A 16,640-nucleotide genomic window follows, 5' to 3' on the forward strand; every position below is an offset into this window, starting at 1 on the left:
AATTGTTATAAATCAAAAACTTATTATTCATTAAATTAAATGTTCACAAAGAATTACACAGTCAATCAAATAACCCACTTTTTTCTTGAGCCGATGGGTGTGTTGCCATATAAACAGATATCAGCTTAGCCTTACTCACATGGGTATAAATTTGAGTAGTAAGAATACTTGCATGCCCTAAAAACTCTTGGATGTGTCTTAAGCTAGCATCATTTTCAAGCATTTCTGTTGCAGCAGCATGGCGAAATAAATGACAGGCACCAGGACGCTCAATTCCAGCTAGTTTGATGTATTGGGATACCATATGCGTTAACTTACTCGGCGAGATCCGTTTTCCATTTTCACAAAGAAATAACGCATTACCTGAGTTTATTTGTGCAAATTTAGGCCTTATTTTACTTATATAAAATACAACCCATTCAAAGGCTCTACCTTTCAACGGCAATATGCGTTCTCTTCTCCCTTTACCTTGAACCTTAACTTTTTGTTCTTCAAGCCATATATCATTAAGATTAACCTTTGATAGCTCGCCACGGCGCATACCTGTTGCAAAAAATAACTCTAATATTGCTCGGTCTCTAAAGCCTTTAAACGGAAAAAGTAATGTTTGATCTAAGATCAACTCAATTTCTTGAACGCTATATAACGCCTTAGGTACTTTGAAGCCGCGACTTGGTAGTTCAATACTTGCCAGTGTATTCTCCGCAATGATCCCTTTTCGGTGTAAATACTGAATAAACGTTTTTACAAAGGTCAGCAAACTTCGCTTTTGCGCATCACTGAGCGGTTGATGATCCAGTTTTTTTCTATAGCTATTTAAATACTCTAGATAATCATCCATTAAGTCGATTGTGATTTGATCTACAAAATGAACATTCAAGTTTAAGCACCACAAAAAGAATTTTTTTAAGCCAGAACGTTTATTCCGCACGGTTTCACTGCTTTGCCCTTTGGCAAGGCATAGCGCCAAATAGTAGCGAACACAGCACCAAATTCTCAACGTCTTAGGCTTTATCATAAATAAGGCCTCGAGCTGTAGCCATAGCAATGCATTTATATGCTTCTGGTGTTGGTTTATTCCAATGAACCACTGTTGGGGCATTTCTACGTATTCGCTTCCTATAACGAAAACCTACCGCTGAAATTATTTGTTCATGGTCATCCATTACAGGAAAAATAACACAACCTCTAAACAGTTCATGTCCAGATGGTCTTACTATCCCATAGCGTTGAAGGCAACCTCGAATAGCACCACCTTCAAAGCTTCTTCTGGGGGCAATGTGTTTTCCCATCGTACGGTCACATACACCTATGAATACATTTGCTCGAAGTGCTTCACTGAGCAAAGGTGAAGTCAAAACAAACTGTTGTGCAATGTCACTTTTTAGATATTGTTGATGATAATACTCGAAAGCCAACTGAATATGAGCTTCATCAGGTGATCTTTGAATTAAGGCTTTTACTATATGTTCAGGTATTTGATTAAGAGACATGTTTCTATTTCCCCTAATCAAAAGAAGATGACTTCAAATGAAATGAATATGAGTTACCCATAAAAGCCGCTACGATTGAGTATGAGCTTGGTAGTTCTCCAAAAAATGACTTCCATTTTTTTAGAGGGTGAGGACTAGTTACAATCATCCCTCCTTTTTTTTCTCGTAACCGCAATACATTATCCAAATCCTCATACTGCTCTAGTGTTAAAGAGTGGTGACCAATCCCCCTCAAAAACAAAACATCTTGCTTAGCAAGTAAATTCATAAACTTCAAATATTGAGAGCTATTTACCGTGCATCCAGATTGTTTTAACACTTTTATTTTGTAGAGCAATTCACTGAGCTCAAAGCTTAATAATGACTTGTTTGCTTCAACTGAAGATGTTGCAATGATAGACGCGAGCTTACAAATCTCACGCTCCTCATAGCCTGAAAATATTATATTTTTGTTGCTATCTACCCAGTCACATTCTTTCAATCGATTAAACTCTATAAGATCTATTTGTCTTTTTACAGAGAGAGGTAACTCATCAAATAATGTGTTTTTGTATGGGATGTTGGCAATTTTTAACTTGCGAACAATGCTCTTTTGCGTGTTTGCCTGTATTTGAGCCTCAATAGCTCTTTTCATGTGAGTTTGAATACTCACCTTTGCCAAAGAGCTTGATGATTCTTGACTAGAGAAATATTCCGCTATTCCGTCTAACTTCAATAGCTGTAATTGCTCAATATATTTTTTAGCTTTCATCAGAAATCCCTCCAAAACGCTCAATAGGGTAAGACTGAATATTAGGCACTTGATCAAGGTAGGTTTTATTTTTTAAACAAGCTTTGATTTTTTCAAATTGAATTTGCTGAAAGCTTAGTTGATATTTGCAAGCTTGATTTAATTCAGTACAGTCATATTGATTGAGTAGGTTTAAAAGATATCCAGAATAGCGTTTCGCTTCTTTGTTGTGCTTATTCTTACCTCTGAAATATTCGTCAATAACTTGCACTACATATGTACCGACATTCTTAGCCTTATCATGTGCAATCTCATATGAATAGCCTTCCACAGCAATATGATTGCGCCGTTTGTGTTCATCTTTCATTATGACTTTGCCCTTTTCATAGCAGCGTTTATGAGTCGCCACATGAAGTCCATCAACAAAAAGTTGAACCATATCGGCATTCACCTTAGCAACACCCTTTTTATTACTGTATTCATAAGGGACGGAGTATCGATTACTGTCGAAATGCATCAGTGCATTGGAACCTATCTTCCGAGGAGGTTGTTTTATACCTAGCATGGGAAAAGGCACTGGCAATGGTTTTAATGCAGGGCTTTCTTCAGACTTGAATATATTTTTGGGCGAATCGGCACACTTCTGAGGTTTTTTGCTATTCAGCTCATCAAGTAAAGGCCTTATAGCAGCATTAACTTCATCTTTAGTGAAATAAGTGTGTTGTTTAAGTGATGCAACAATTCTGTTTTGCAAATATTTAACCGAGTTTTCTACCTTGGGCTTGTCTTTAGGTTTCTTCACCCGAGTTAAACTGAAGCAACAACCGAGTAGATTGCTTACTTCTGCAATACATTTATTAAGTTCACCTGGTTGATGACTGGTTCGTGCTTTTTTAGCCAAGGCAGAATCATTATCAGCGATGATTGTTTCAGGTATGCCACCAAAAAACAGAATCATGGCTTGAATCGCCTCAAGCCATGACTGTGTCGTTTGATCTCTGGTTGCATAAAGAAATCGATAATTAGAGAAACTTAGGGTGCCGCAAAAAAAACAGATTTTTGTTCTGTTATCGAGATGAAGAGTATCACCTGCAAAATCGATTTGAGCTTGCTCTCCAGCATAATAGTCTAGGAACATACTCTGTTTTCGACGTGCTTTTTCTTTCCTATACAGTCGATAGATATGCGCCGCAGAATATGCCTGTTCACCATATAACCTTTGATATTCTTCAATCAAAATAATGGTGGATAATTTTTTATTTTTTTCAATGAAGACATCCCAATCGGGTAGAATCTTATCGTTTGCTTCGGAGCGTTTTTTCGTAACTAAAGCAACGAGCTGTGAATCGCTAAGCTCGCTGATTTTTTCGAATGTGAGTTTTGATTCTAGAATGACTCGTAGATATTTTTTTGCCGTATTTAGACTGGCTAAATTATTAATGACAGAAGAAATCGGAAGTGGCTCTTTCTTTCTTAAGTTAAGACATAAATTTTGAATGAGTAGCCTGCAGTGTTGAATCGCCATAGTAACACCTATATTTCATATTCAGCGTTCAGGCAGAGTCGCTAGGAAGATCCTCCTAAGCTAATTGACTTTGACGTTAAAGCTCCATTCAAACATCTTTCAATTTATCATTAAGTTGCATATTCCAGTGTACAACTTATAGAACGCCACACTATATAATCCCTGCCCAAGGCAAAGGTAGCCGTCGTGAGCATTGAAAAGCAATATGACGTTGGATTAAACAACTTTCAGTAAAAAATCAATAAAACCAAGTGGTTATAGTTTTTATTTTTTCTTGAAAAAGAAGAAAAAAAATACTTTTTTTTGAAAAAAAAGATAAGTTGTTGAAAGATATCAAGAAAAAATTTTCAAAAAAAATAAAAAATTTTAAGGAACTTTAAGGGGAGATTTAGATTCACCCGATGTTAATATATATTTTTTTCTGAATTAATAGTCAATAAGATTAATTTTAATTAATAAAACAGTTAGTTATTAAGCAGCTTTAATTTAGATTTAATGTTTGTAGTAAGGGGGGCTTTGATGTTAATTGAAGCTACTTGAGCCAACCCGAAATCAACTTAGGCTGTCAAACTTAATGATAAAGAAGTTCATACCTTTTGATAATATGTTCACAGTTTTTGATAAACCTTGTCAATGTTTGGATAATTTGCATTATTTACTATTTGTGTCAATTTTTCTCTATACAAACAATGTACAGGGTCATTTAATTGCTCTAAAAGAAAGCGGCTTTTGAGTGTGGCATGACTTTCTCCATCTTGGTGGTGAAATAATGAGATTCGAGTCGGTAGTTCCAAAGAAAAGAGGTAGAAAGGTTTATTTTCGTCATTTATTTTGGTTGTGTATTCTTTAATTTCAACAACCTCTCCATGTCTAACGTATAGAAAAGGAGCTGTACTCATCCTTTCTTGAAGTAAAGGTCTACCCGCTAAATTAACTTTTGTATTAAATGGGCCTGCGACTTTATACTCAACCCTTGCCATATTTTTAGGTAAAAATACTGCAACAGATTCAATGCAAAAGTGATAGCCTTGATAGATAAAGTCGTCATGAGTTTGTTGTCTGCCTTTCTCGGCGACCTGATGAAGGTACTCTTCTAATATTTCGTCTTTTAATGGATCCGCCCATAGACAATCAGTGATTGCTTTACACCATGCCATTGCATTACCTTAATTTTTTCGATAAACATTGTTTAGCAGTAAAGCTGTTCTTTGGCAATGAGCTTAAAGCAAAGTTAACCTATAAGTAATTGATATGTTAAATAAAGGTTGTTGGTAAGTATTAGAAGGCAATTAGCTCTGTTTTCTAACAAAGCTAATCAGTCAGGGATTATTATGCGGCTTGATTATCAACATCTACCTGCCGAATCAGATAGTCGAAAGCACCTAACGAAGCCGTTGCACCACTGCCCATGGCAATAATAATTTGTTTATAGGCGCTATTGGTTACATCGCCACAAGCAAATACACCAGGAATATTAGTCTGACCTTGGTTATCGACAATGACTTCACCACGATTTGTAAGTTCGATTGAATCTAACCACTCTGTATTCGGCACTAAACCGATTTGAACAAAAACTCCTTCCAGCTCAACATGATGGCCATCGCCTGTGGCTCTGTCCGTATAGTTTAGACCCGCTACTTTGGTACCATTCCCTAGCACTTCAGTGGTTTGTGCTTGGGTAATAATGTTGATGTTGCCCATAGACTTGGCTTTGTTTTGCAGTACTTGATCGGCACGAAGCTTTGAATCGAACTCAAGCACCGTTACATGCTCAACAATACCGGCTAAATCAATGGCGGCTTCAATACCTGAGTTTCCTCCGCCAATTACCGCAACACGTTTACCTTTAAATAATGGACCATCACAATGAGGGCAATATGCTACACCTTTACCTCGGTATTCTTGTTCTCCGGGTACATTCATTTCACGCCAGCGAGCCCCCGTGGCTAATAAAACGGTCTTGCTTTGTACGCTGGCACCAGATTCAAGCTCAAGAGTAAAACCGTTATCGGTAAGCAGTTTATTGGCTCGCTGATCTTGCATAATGTCAACGTCATAATCTTTAACGTGCTCTTCTAGGTTTGCTACTAATTTAGGGCCTTCTGTAGCTTTCACTGAAATAAAGTTTTCGATGCCAACGGTTTCACTAACTTGACCGCCAAATTTGTCGGCGACGATACCCGTCTTTAATCCTTTGCGAGCGGCATAAATGGCAGCACTTGCTCCAGCAGGACCACCGCCAACAACAAGCACATCAAATTCATCTTTTTGATTAATTTTTTCTGCGGCTTTAGCCTCAGAATTTGTATCGAGTTTGGCTAATATTTCTTTGAGACTAATGCGCCCTTGACTGAAAGGTTCACCGTTTAAGAATACTGACGGTACAGCCATAATATTGCGATTATCGACTTCGTCTTGGTATACCGCACCATCGATCATCACATTGGTGATGTTTGGGTTGATAGACGACATCATATTCAAAGCTTGAATGACATCAGGGCAGTTTTGGCAGCTTAATGAGACGAAGGTTTCAAATTCGAAAGTACCTTCTAGTTGTCGAACTTGCTCGATAATGTCTTCATCTAGCTTTATTGGGTGACCACCAGAGTGAAGCAACGCCAATACTAAAGACGTAAATTCATGCCCTGTTGGAATGCCAGCAAAGATCATTCGACTTTGAGTTTCAGGAGAGTAAACGGTCATTTCTATAGCGCGTTTGCCAGATACTTCTTTAAGGCTGATCAAACTTGAAAGACTGGCTATTTCATTCGCCATTTCATTAAGTTGTTTTGCGGTAGCCGAAGAATCAACACTGACGTGAAGCTCAATTGGGCGACGCAAGTTTGATAGATAAGTGGAGAGTTGGTTTTTTAAATTGGTATCTAACATATCAAAGCCCTATAAAAATGCTGAGGGAAAAAGTGGGGCACTAAGGCTGGTGCCCCAAAAGGGTGAGATGGAAATCTAACTTAGATTTTGCCAACAAGATCTAGAGAAGGAGCAAGTGTTTCTTCACCTGGAGTCCATGCCGCTGGGCAAACTTCACCGTCATGAGTCGCAACATATTGTGCAGCTTGAATTTTACGAAGAAGCTCTTGAGCGCTACGACCAATACCTAAGTCATGAATTTCAGCGATTTTGATTTCACCTTCTGGGTTCGCTACAAAAGTACCGCGAAGTGCAACACCGTCTTCTTCAACTAATACACCAAAGTTGCGGCTAATCGCGCCCGTTGGATCACCAATCATTGGGAATTTGATTTTGTTAATGGTGTCAGAAGTGTCATGCCATGCTTTGTGAGTGAAGTGCTTATCAGTCGATACCGCGAATACCTCAACGCCCATATCTTGCAATTTAGCGTAGTGGTCAGCCATATCACCTAGCTCAGTTGGGCAAACGAACGTAAAGTCAGCTGGGTAGAAAAAAACAACAGACCATTTGCCTAGTAGATCTTGTTCAGTTAGCTCAACAAACTCACCGTTGTGGAAAGCAGTAGCTGCAAATGGTTTTAGTTTAGTGTTGATAAGAGATTGAGACATAATGTTGGCTCCAATTTATAAGTAAATTATTTGGCGAAGTGCCGTGTCGTTGAAGCAAATATTAGAGGCTTTGATTTATCTTGTATAACGGATAAAAATGATTGTTGTAATCGAGATTTTAGATTGTTGATTCTTAAAATCGATTAAGAGGAGAAAATAAGTAGCACGTCCTAGTTAGAGAAGCCAAGGGGTTTTATGCTAGATAAATTTTATCGTACTGATTATGTGAGAGTTGTTCAGACTCTGTTCGAAAAGAGTCAGTGAGTATTAAAGTAATGAGAAATATAAAACGCTAGAAAGACAAAAGCCTCGCATTGCGGCAAGGCTTTCTGGAATTTGGCAGGGGTGGCAGGACTCGAACCCGCAACCGTCGGTTTTGGAGACCGTTATCGACCCAAATTGGCTTAAACGAGCTTAGTCTAGCTCAATATGGATTTCTATACTTATCAGAAGCTTAAGTTTATATTTTTCACGGTTTCTTTTAGAGCGTTTTATGTAGGTTTTGACAAATTTTGTGGTCACAGGTTGAAATCTGGTCACACTGGTTTGTACATATTTGATACAAAAATAAGGGGGAGGAAGACGTAATTGTGCTTGGAATGATATTTTTAAACTTATTTTTTGCGCCAGAATCTTGGTTTTTGATTTCTACTTTTACCATCACGCCAGTAAATTTTCTTCAAATACGATTATAAATGTACTCTAACTTATTAAAAGCTCAAGCGTTATATGGAAAAAGATGTCATTCCCCTTCGCTATTTTTACTCGCATTACTTACGATTACACACTCATTTTGAAGTAACTTTGCGTGTACAGAAGTCAAAAATCCATGGTTTTATAAGAGACTTGAGCTGATTGACGTGCTGTAATGTTTACTTATTTTCTCCTTTTATAAAGGAGTTCTCTTGAATTGGGGCATTCCACATCATTATGCTGACCATATGTATGAAATAAAGCAGGGCGCTCGATGAGTATTTTTGCTGGTGTTTTTTTATCATGTGTTTCTCATTCGAATGTTTAAGCTCTAATCTTACAGCTCCTCTACCTTTCCTACCCTTTGGAGAAGCTATTTTCCCTACGACAGTATCAATACCAGAAAAAGCTGATGACCACTGCTTTTTTTGAGGTGAATGCTCCAGTAATAATGTAACGATACGCCATTTGCTTTTTGGGATGGCAAATGAAAAAGCACTGATAAATTGTGAGAGGTCTTCAGGAGAATTAAAGTAAACGCCGCTTCTGCTGCTACTCGTATTATCTAAACAATACTTAATTGCCTGAATAATATTTTCTCTATCTTCACTAAATTGAACCCTTGATTTAGATATTAATTTTGAAAGCCACTTGCTTTCATTTTTTTCAGTTGGCTTTGCTGGTAAAAATGAACCTTCGACAAATCTTAAACGAGGTTTTTTATATTTTGTCATTAACTGACGGAGTGCCATCGCATTGGCATACCATTTTTGAACTGTTTCTTGCTCTATCTGGAATTTATGACACACCTCAGTGGGTTCAATGCCATGATGAATATGCTGGAGTACGGCATAGCAGGTGCTTATTGATACAGTTTTTTGCTTGGTATTATTGAGTTTAATTTCACCACTAGAATGATTGTGTGGCAAAGCACTTGTTTGAGTAATATCTTGAATTTTTAGCCTTTGAATGAGGTATGGGAGAAAAAGTTTTATTGAAACGGTTTGGTTGTCAGACTGTGATAAAAGCAGTTGCCTTATGCCTCTCCTTGAACCTAGTCCCATCAATTTTATTTGCTTTTGTGTTGCAGTGAGTTTCATCTTGGATAGCTGGTGCCCTAGGATGATGTCACAAAAGTGAAAATAGTGAGAAAAGCAAACTTCAGGGCTTCCATGACCGTTAAATGCCGCAATAGCATAATATTGGTTACGTATCGTGCCTCCTATAATCAAATGGATGATTCTATCAATCTCAGTTTTTGAATACGGGACGGCTTCAGGGAGTAATTCTTGTGGATTATCAAGCTCAATCATGAGCTGTAATCTAGATATCGCACTGTGTCTGAGATGGTGAAAAACGAAGTGCTCAAGACCCGAGAGTTCTCTAAGCGTGGTACTCGTAAACCTTGATAAATGAGTTTTATCAATTAATTCGTCTTTGTTGACCCCAATGCCAAATGCCAGTGCGGAATCCGTGCGATTAATATTGGCAGCCCTAGTATTGTGAAGGACTTGTCTAACAATATTCTTTTCTAGTTCTAGCAACAGTGGGAATAGAGGAACTTTTCTCAGTGCTGCATTGCTTTTATTGTTTCCATATTGATTTTCTCTGATTTCAAGCCATCCTGTAGCAGAGGTTTCAATATCTCTAAGTCTAAGTTTGGTGACCTCTCCAATCCTTAATCCGCAGCGGTAACTAATGATCAATACGGCTTGAATGATTAACTTTTCTTGATTGTCTAAATCAATAATATTGTTTATTGTATTTAGTAACCCTCTAAATAATGTTTCGTCCACAAATCCTGCGCTAGTATGAGACTTTTCCTGTTTACCCATATGAATCGGCTCATTGAGCAATGGGAGATTAAACTCTCTAACTGCAAAGGAATGAAAGTCGTTAAGCCGATCTGACAATAAATCTTTTTGCTTTCGTCTGACGGTATTATTTATAAGTGTTTGGTATAAATCTAAAAGATCTTCATTATCAATATCCTCCAATTGATATTTCTCTGAAAAATACAACCACTTTCGTGACAATGTTGAGTGGTAGGTTCTTATGCTAGATGGCTTACATGTTTTAGACTTCATTATCAGCCAGCGGAGTAGTATCTCTTGTGCTGTTGATAACGTTAATTGTGACTGCAAATCTTCTAAAGATTTCGTTAATTGCCGAGCGCTCAGTTTTTTAACGCCATTTTCCCTAAGTGCAGTCGTTAGGTCGTTGAAAAAACTCTTTGATGGTAACAGTGAACGAGTTTTTTCCTTATCAAATTTTACGTGCGCAAAAGGTGTATGAAAGGTAATAGGGCTATAGTTATGCTTAATGGGCGTAGTTTTTAATCGGGATAAGTTTTGACTTGGCAACGAATATGATTTGTTTGTTCCTGTAGCATACTCCAACATCGCCTGATTAACAGTTACATCTGGTAGACGTTCAATTATTCGTAGTGCAGAAGCACAAAGCCCTTTTAAATTTGAAGCTAAATTTAGCTGTACTTTTGTATCACAACCTTTTATTAATGCAGTTATTCCTTTTGATGTTTCAGGAGCTATCGATGCGCTATTTTCAGGCTGACTTTTTAGGGCTAGCCATTTATTAATAAACCCTAAGGTTAAAGGAGATAGAAAGCAGTTATAAATAGTTAATACCTCTTTGTCTTGGGTAACGTTGCTATTGTAACCAGGAGCATTAATCGTTAACTCTACAAAAGGCATGTTGTTAATGTGTTTTATGTTGAGCTGATCATTCAGTTTTTTACAGAAAGCTGTGATCAGTTTTGGGTCACAACATCCTGAGTGGCAAATTAGAGATAAGACAATAGAACGGCAATTCCTGTTCATATTTTTGCTACTTTTGAGAGTCGACAACTCTTCCATCCAACTGTGATATAGTTTTTGAAATGCAGTTGCTTGGCTCACCCATGACTGAGAACGTATCGATGTGTCTGCTTTTTGTGATATCCAATATGTTGGTGGCTCAATATCACTTTGTTGTTCATCTATTCGCTTGGTTATTAGTGATACACAGTGATTAAAGCCTAATTTAATGTCTCTTGATGAGCGAAATGAGTGTGATAACTCTTTTATCAGTTCATTCCAATTGATATGGAAGATGTCTTTTTCTGGGAGCATTGATGCTAGTGGGAAGAAGCGATTTAAGATCTGCTCCGCCAGACTTTTTATACGTTTCTTGTGACGATTTCGGTTATGTTCTCTCTGTTTAACACCGATATTATTTGACATAGTTGATCACTTCGCATTTAAGTTGTGTGAGCTTATTGTTCAATGCTCTTGCCAGTTCTTTCATGTCAGCCATTGAATAAGAGCAGAATCTACTAAAAGCAGGTGAGTTGAGATTGGTATGTCCCATCCAAGCAGAAATAACATCAGGATGCATATTTTCAGATACGAAAAGTGATCGAGCAAAATGACGATGCCAATTAGGTGGGAGAGGGAATACGGCATCAAAGTGTGAAATTATAGTTTTTGGGGTGACTTCTTCGTAGCGGCCCTCAGTTCTGTAAAAGAATAGATGTTCATTACCGTTTTGGGCATTCTGATAACGTTTGATTAATTTTTGATATGGTGGGTTCACCTTCAATGAGCATGTTTGTAAATACTGCAGATATTGCTTGAGAACAAGTACAGCAATATCAGGAAGTATGATTTCTCTTCCCTTAGTGTCGCCTAACTGCTCTTTATCAGAAATCCACACTGAATGATTAGCAAGATCATAGTCAGTGATTGTTCCAAGCCAACCTGTGACAGGTCGATAACCCGATGATAGTCCAATAATCGTTTGTACATGGTAAGTAATATTGTTATGTGCTTTGGAACTAAAATTATCTTCTTCGTCTTGAATACGTTTTTGAAGGAGATGTAAAAGCAGTGAAATTACGTCGTCATTATCGTAAAACGGTGATCCTATAGGGGGCTTTTGTTCTGGTGTTTGTTGAACGTATGTAAATTTGCAATCGGCAATGTTCTCAATATACAGAATAAACTTTTGTTGAACCTCAAGTACCTGATTGGTAGTTAATTGAGTGTAGGATAACTCAGGATTTTCTACTGTAGATTCACCTTTAATTAGAGCAATGATTGTTGGATCAGTTGATTCTTGAACCAATTTTTGTTCCAAAAACTTTTTAACTTTTGTCTTGGTGATGTTAGTACCATGAGTTTTATTAATTTCAGCTAATATGCGTGTAGCTTCACCTTCCACGTCAGCTAATTGATTTTTACTGATAAGGCTTGTGTTGATCATAACAGGCAAAGGTAAAGTAAGTGTCTGACAGATTTGATTATTTACTAAAGGCGATATTTTCTTCCTTAGCTTTTGAGTTGGTAGTACATGCTTTCGTTTGACTGCGTTTTTTTCAAAATTGAATTGCGATAAGCATTCAAACGAACTACCCAATAATAAAGAGCAAAGCAAAAAAGAACGAGCACCTTCTTTGATAGAGCTATCTTCAAGTATGGTTTTTATTAGCACTCTGATTTCGAATACACTTGCACTATGGATATCACAGGGTAAAGACATCGATTTTTTTAACATTTGGTTGATTTTTGCTTTAGCCTGAAGCTTTTGAACTGCATAACCGTTGCTAGAATTTTCTTGCATAGTAACCAAAAAAGTACTTTTTCTTTTTTCGGAATGTGCTTCTTCTTGCTCCCATGGTTCAGTAACTTTTGCTATTTCATGAAACTCAATAATTGTTACTTCAGCATCATCATCTTCAATTTCATTGGTGATCAAATCGGTTGGGCGTGGTCCATAGTGCGGTCGTTTATTTCGTTTAGTACCTTCTTTTTCGTGATAACTATTATTGTATGGAACATAAAAGCGTGACAGTTGTCTGCTCAATTGTTGAGTTTGGCTGTTTTCTTTATATTGCACTCTTGCCGTATCTAACTTAGAAATTAGTTGTTGCAGTTTTGAATCAATACTACAAGGCAGATTATTGGATAAAGTATCTCTGTTACCGAGTGACCACTGCCGAATTTCGTTGCATACGGCTTCAATAGATGAGTTGTGCTTTCCGATAATAAAGAGTCTGATACAAACGAAAAACGTAATCGCTTTATACTGATCAAATTGTGTTTTATCTTGTGAGGGAGAATCCATGACTGATGCAATAAACGCAGTAAAGAAATATCGTTCTATGGACTTTTGCTTTGTAATATCTTGGTAAACAGCTTTTAGTTCTTCGTTTGTAGGTAAATGCTGTTGACCCTCTACTAGGCACTGAGCATGGATCTGAATATCATCACGCTCAGGGAAATTGGGAACATATTGTTCGTTAAGGATGTCAATTAGCCTCAACACCTCATGAGCTAACACCTTTGTATGAGCTGACAGCTTACTCGGAAATGCCTTGTTAAGAGCTGTTTCTAATGCCTTTGGGATACCGCTATCTTCTGAGCTATTTTGTTCCATCTTCCTTCAGTTCCTTTGAAATTTCCTCAAAAATAGAAAACTGGTGAGGCTTATTATCATTGGGCTTCTTTTCCCTTGATTTTTTTCGTTGAGTCGCAATACAGCTTCTAGATTTAGAGGTCATTTCGGCCAACTTCTTTTCAGAGAGTTTAGGCATATCAAACAACTCTTTTGAAATGGGCTTAGGCATTGACTCTTGAATTCTATCAAGCATGCTACCGAGCGATGATTCTCTAATTGAAAAAAATAATGTGTGTTTAACAAAGTGCCATGCGAGCTGTTCAATGTCGTTATCATCTAAATTACTAGGGTGTTCGATAATGATTGAGTTCTTAAGAATACTTTTATTTAATGTAAAAAGCGGATGCTCGAATCCAGAAATAATTTGTAAGGCGTTTTGATTGTGAATGACGTGAAGTGTGAGTGGAGGCTGAGCTATTTTGTCAGTCGACTTTATTTTTATCGAAATGATTTCATTTTCGAAAAGATATTCTGATTGTTGTATAAAATCATATGCAGCTCTCGCAGCATTATGTACTTCTATCTTAGTAACTTCATTTCGTTTCTTTTTCGATAATAAAGTAGCCATAACTCCCTCACATTTTGATCCCTATAGAAAAGCCGTTTTGTATGTTTTGTGGGCCATGAGCATATGTTATCGGATTTTTTCCATTTGGTTCTTAAAAAACAAAAAAAGTATAATCATAGTTTTTATGTGCCTTTGGTAACTTGGTGGTTAAGGTGAAATGACTCGCCAAATAGGACTTCTAAACTTCTTCTTTTATGAGAAAAGAGCAGTATGTAGAGCAGCAGGCTAAGAGCAAGAGTATTTGTTTTTTCTCCATCGAGTTCATGCCAGCCAATAATGCTTTGGTTATGTAGGGAAGGAAATATTTTTATACTAAAGAGGGAGATTGCTATTTTACAGTATTCTTATCGTGCAATACCGTTAAAAAGCTACAAGTTTTAAAAAAGAGCGCACAAAAAGCGTTTTTGAGTATTACATAAATTTACTGTCAATTTTCTCCTTTAACTTTCTTTCCCAATCCTCTAAATCGAAGGTGTGGTTATCATCGAAAGGCATTTGTCCAAGCCACTCAATCAACGCAGTTAAGTTATTAATTTGCTTTGGGCAGTCAAGTATAGCCGTAAGCTCTTGACCCTCTGGGTGGCAATAAAAACGCTGACATAAATATCGTGCCATATTCTTTCTAGTTTTGTAGTTCATTGTTTATCTCCATCTAATTTCTGGTTTAAGAATGCCTCAAAGGCACTGCCGTCTTTTCTCGTCAGATTCGGCACGTAACGAGAATAAACAGTGAACAACATATTGGTATTCGCATGACCCATTTGTCGTGCGATCCATTCCGGAGACTCACCGGATGCTAACCACAAAGTGGCAGCAGTATGTCTTGTTTGGTATGGGTTTCTTTTGGGGATTTTTGCTATTTCCAAAGTGGGATACCAAACACGATAAGACATATTTTTGTTGTTCATCGGTTTGCCGCCAGAGGTTTGGAAAACAAAATCTTGGCCATTTGTCTGTTTTCGATGCTTGACTAATGATTCGTAGACCAATGGATTCATATCAATCTCTCTTAACGATGTTTTGGTCTTAACGGGGCCCAATCGATTTCTTACCCATGATTGTCGGATGAGAATTTGGCGTCGATTAAAATCAACGTTTTCCCACTGTAGGCCGTCGATTTCTCCTGTTCTCATTCCTGTGAAGAAACGAACCAAAAAGTAACAATGAAAATCTGGCCTAACGAATTTAAGAAACTTAAAAACTTCTTCTAAGGTAAATGGATGAACAGGCTTCCGGTTCACAGAAAGTGGTTTTATTGACTTCCATGGGTTGGAGAATTCAAAGCGCTCAGAAGCATCATTAAGGATCACTCGCAGTGGAGATAAAATCTGATTGATCCTTGATGAGGATAATGTTTTAGCAAATATCTTGCCTTCAACTAGGTCAGCTCGAAATTTCAATATCTCAGCCTTAGTTATGGACTGGATAGGATGTTCACCAAACCTTGGAAGTAGATAAAGCTTTAAAATGTCTTCAATGGTCCTCAATTGTGAAGGACGCCATTCAGCCTTTCGTTCAATTAACCATTGCTCAATAAATTCAGCCATGATTATTGGCTTTGAACCATTCATATGGATAGATGTTTGAGTTGCATAAGCATCAAACATTTTTGCTCGTTTACTATTTGGAAAGTGGCGAGAGTACACAAACTGATTAAGATGAATCTCTGCCTCGATTCGCTTTAGAACAGCCGCAACTCTTTTTCGGTTAGCTGGTGTATCCGCTAGCGTTGTCATTTCACGACAACGTACACCTTTATATCTGAAGTCGAGTTGAAGTTTATTGCTTCTAACATTTATGCTTCCCATGCGAACGCTCCATTTAACGAGTAGGCAGAAGATCGGAATAACCAAATAGCATCAGCTGTTCGACACTTTCCCAAATGAAGAGGATCTTTCGACCTCCGAAGGGGCGAATGTAATGTACTCCTTCAAGAAAAATGGCATCCTTTAATTGATCACGAATGGTTCTTGCATCATATTTAATTCGAGTAGATAACTCTTCGGCTGTTAAATAAGTGTTAGACATAATATACTCTCCAAAAGTAAATTTAGTATGCTAAGAGACCCTTTTGTTCTCCTGTAGATTAAATTTAAGCTCATTTATTATCTTTTGCAAGTATTTTTTACCTGCAGGAGGTTATTGTTTATGTTGGGAGGTTATTTTGAAGTGCAATCTTTCTAGAATTCTTGGCGAAAAACGTTTAAAAGTTTCTGATGTTGCAAGAGATACAAATATAAACAGAGGAACAATAACTCGTCTCTATAACGAAACGGCAACACGTGTTGAGTTAGAAGTAATTGAAACACTTTGCCTTTATTTGAATGTAGAAATAGGAGAGCTGTTTGAGATCGAGTCTCAACCAGAACAGTCTTAAAGCGATTCAGTCGAGCATTCAGTTAAAATACAGCTTTAAAACAACTTTAAACAGGGCAAGCTTATGAAAGCCCTGTATCAACGTTTCATGTCCTTTTTTAATGATTTTCGATAAACACAGTTTAACCAAATAGGTTGGATATTACTTAATTCCCTCCACATACTGAGCCCAGTAAGGTTAATTCATTGCTCAAAGTCCCCGAATTGCAAATCAGCTAAAAAATATTTCATGAGCAGTGATTCGCTAGCTGCGATTCGC

General features: G+C 37.4%; 14 protein-coding genes. 1 reads left to right on the forward strand and 13 read right to left on the reverse strand.

The features are described from left to right. Positions 1–61: 61 nt before the first annotated feature. The 13 genes from E2H97_RS03565 to E2H97_RS03625 all read right to left on the reverse strand — a co-directional run bounded on the left by E2H97_RS03565 (position 62) and on the right by E2H97_RS03625 (position 16,033). Complete coding sequence (locus E2H97_RS03565; protein ID WP_133405859.1) at positions 62–1,018, reverse strand: tyrosine-type recombinase/integrase; 957 nt, start codon at positions 1,016–1,018, stop codon at positions 62–64. Next, complete coding sequence (locus E2H97_RS03570; protein ID WP_133405860.1) at positions 1,005–1,493, reverse strand: hypothetical protein; 489 nt, start codon at positions 1,491–1,493, stop codon at positions 1,005–1,007. Before E2H97_RS03570 ends, E2H97_RS03565 begins: the two co-directional genes overlap by 14 nt. Before the next feature lie 13 nt (positions 1,494–1,506). Next, a complete protein-coding gene (locus E2H97_RS03575) occupies positions 1,507–2,244 on the reverse strand; it encodes an ATP-binding protein (protein WP_133405861.1) in 738 nt (245 codons plus the stop codon). Next, on the reverse strand, positions 2,234–3,748 hold the full coding sequence (gene istA / locus E2H97_RS03580) for an IS21 family transposase (RefSeq protein WP_133405862.1): 1,515 nt from the start codon (positions 3,746–3,748) through the stop codon (positions 2,234–2,236). Before istA ends, E2H97_RS03575 begins: the two co-directional genes overlap by 11 nt. Positions 3,749–4,356: 608 nt before the next feature. Then, positions 4,357–4,905 (reverse strand): hypothetical protein, encoded by a 549-nt coding sequence (locus E2H97_RS03585; protein ID WP_133405863.1) that lies wholly within the window; start codon positions 4,903–4,905, stop codon positions 4,357–4,359. Positions 4,906–5,077: 172 nt separating this feature from the next. Continuing rightward, positions 5,078–6,637, reverse strand: coding sequence for an alkyl hydroperoxide reductase subunit F (ahpF, locus tag E2H97_RS03590; protein WP_133405864.1), 1,560 nt, complete (start codon positions 6,635–6,637; stop codon positions 5,078–5,080). A gap of 80 nt (positions 6,638–6,717) precedes the next feature. After that, positions 6,718–7,287 (reverse strand): alkyl hydroperoxide reductase subunit C, encoded by a 570-nt coding sequence (gene ahpC, locus E2H97_RS03595; RefSeq protein ID WP_133405865.1) that lies wholly within the window; start codon positions 7,285–7,287, stop codon positions 6,718–6,720. A gap of 872 nt (positions 7,288–8,159) precedes the next feature. Next, the gene (locus tag E2H97_RS03600; protein WP_133405866.1) at positions 8,160–11,222 is read right to left on the reverse strand and encodes a tyrosine-type recombinase/integrase; all 3,063 of its coding nucleotides are present in this window, start codon (positions 11,220–11,222) and stop codon (positions 8,160–8,162) included. Continuing rightward, positions 11,212–13,416: a site-specific integrase gene (locus E2H97_RS03605; RefSeq protein ID WP_133405867.1), complete on the reverse strand. Its 2,205-nt coding sequence runs from the start codon at positions 13,414–13,416 to the stop codon at positions 11,212–11,214. The genes E2H97_RS03600 and E2H97_RS03605 overlap by 11 nt, the downstream gene beginning before the upstream one ends. Beyond that, positions 13,403–14,005: a hypothetical protein gene (locus tag E2H97_RS03610; RefSeq protein WP_133405868.1), complete on the reverse strand. Its 603-nt coding sequence runs from the start codon at positions 14,003–14,005 to the stop codon at positions 13,403–13,405. Before E2H97_RS03610 ends, E2H97_RS03605 begins: the two co-directional genes overlap by 14 nt. 411 nt (positions 14,006–14,416) lie before the next feature. After that, positions 14,417–14,644, reverse strand: a complete 228-nt coding sequence (locus E2H97_RS03615) for a hypothetical protein (RefSeq protein WP_133405869.1) — start codon at positions 14,642–14,644, stop codon at positions 14,417–14,419. After that, positions 14,641–15,813, reverse strand: coding sequence for a site-specific integrase (locus tag E2H97_RS03620; protein ID WP_133405870.1), 1,173 nt, complete (start codon positions 15,811–15,813; stop codon positions 14,641–14,643). The genes E2H97_RS03615 and E2H97_RS03620 overlap by 4 nt, the downstream gene beginning before the upstream one ends. A 13-nt stretch (positions 15,814–15,826) precedes the next feature. Beyond that, complete coding sequence (locus E2H97_RS03625; protein WP_133405871.1) at positions 15,827–16,033, reverse strand: hypothetical protein; 207 nt, start codon at positions 16,031–16,033, stop codon at positions 15,827–15,829. 136 nt (positions 16,034–16,169) lie between these two features. On the opposite strand from E2H97_RS03625, the gene E2H97_RS03630 reads away from it, so the two are divergent. Then, on the forward strand, positions 16,170–16,382 hold the full coding sequence (locus E2H97_RS03630; protein ID WP_342772960.1) for a helix-turn-helix domain-containing protein: 213 nt from the start codon (positions 16,170–16,172) through the stop codon (positions 16,380–16,382). Positions 16,383–16,640: the final 258 nt, after the last annotated feature.

This window comes from Parashewanella tropica (assembly GCF_004358445.1).
GTDB classification, from domain to species: domain Bacteria; phylum Pseudomonadota; class Gammaproteobacteria; order Enterobacterales; family Shewanellaceae; genus Parashewanella; species Parashewanella tropica.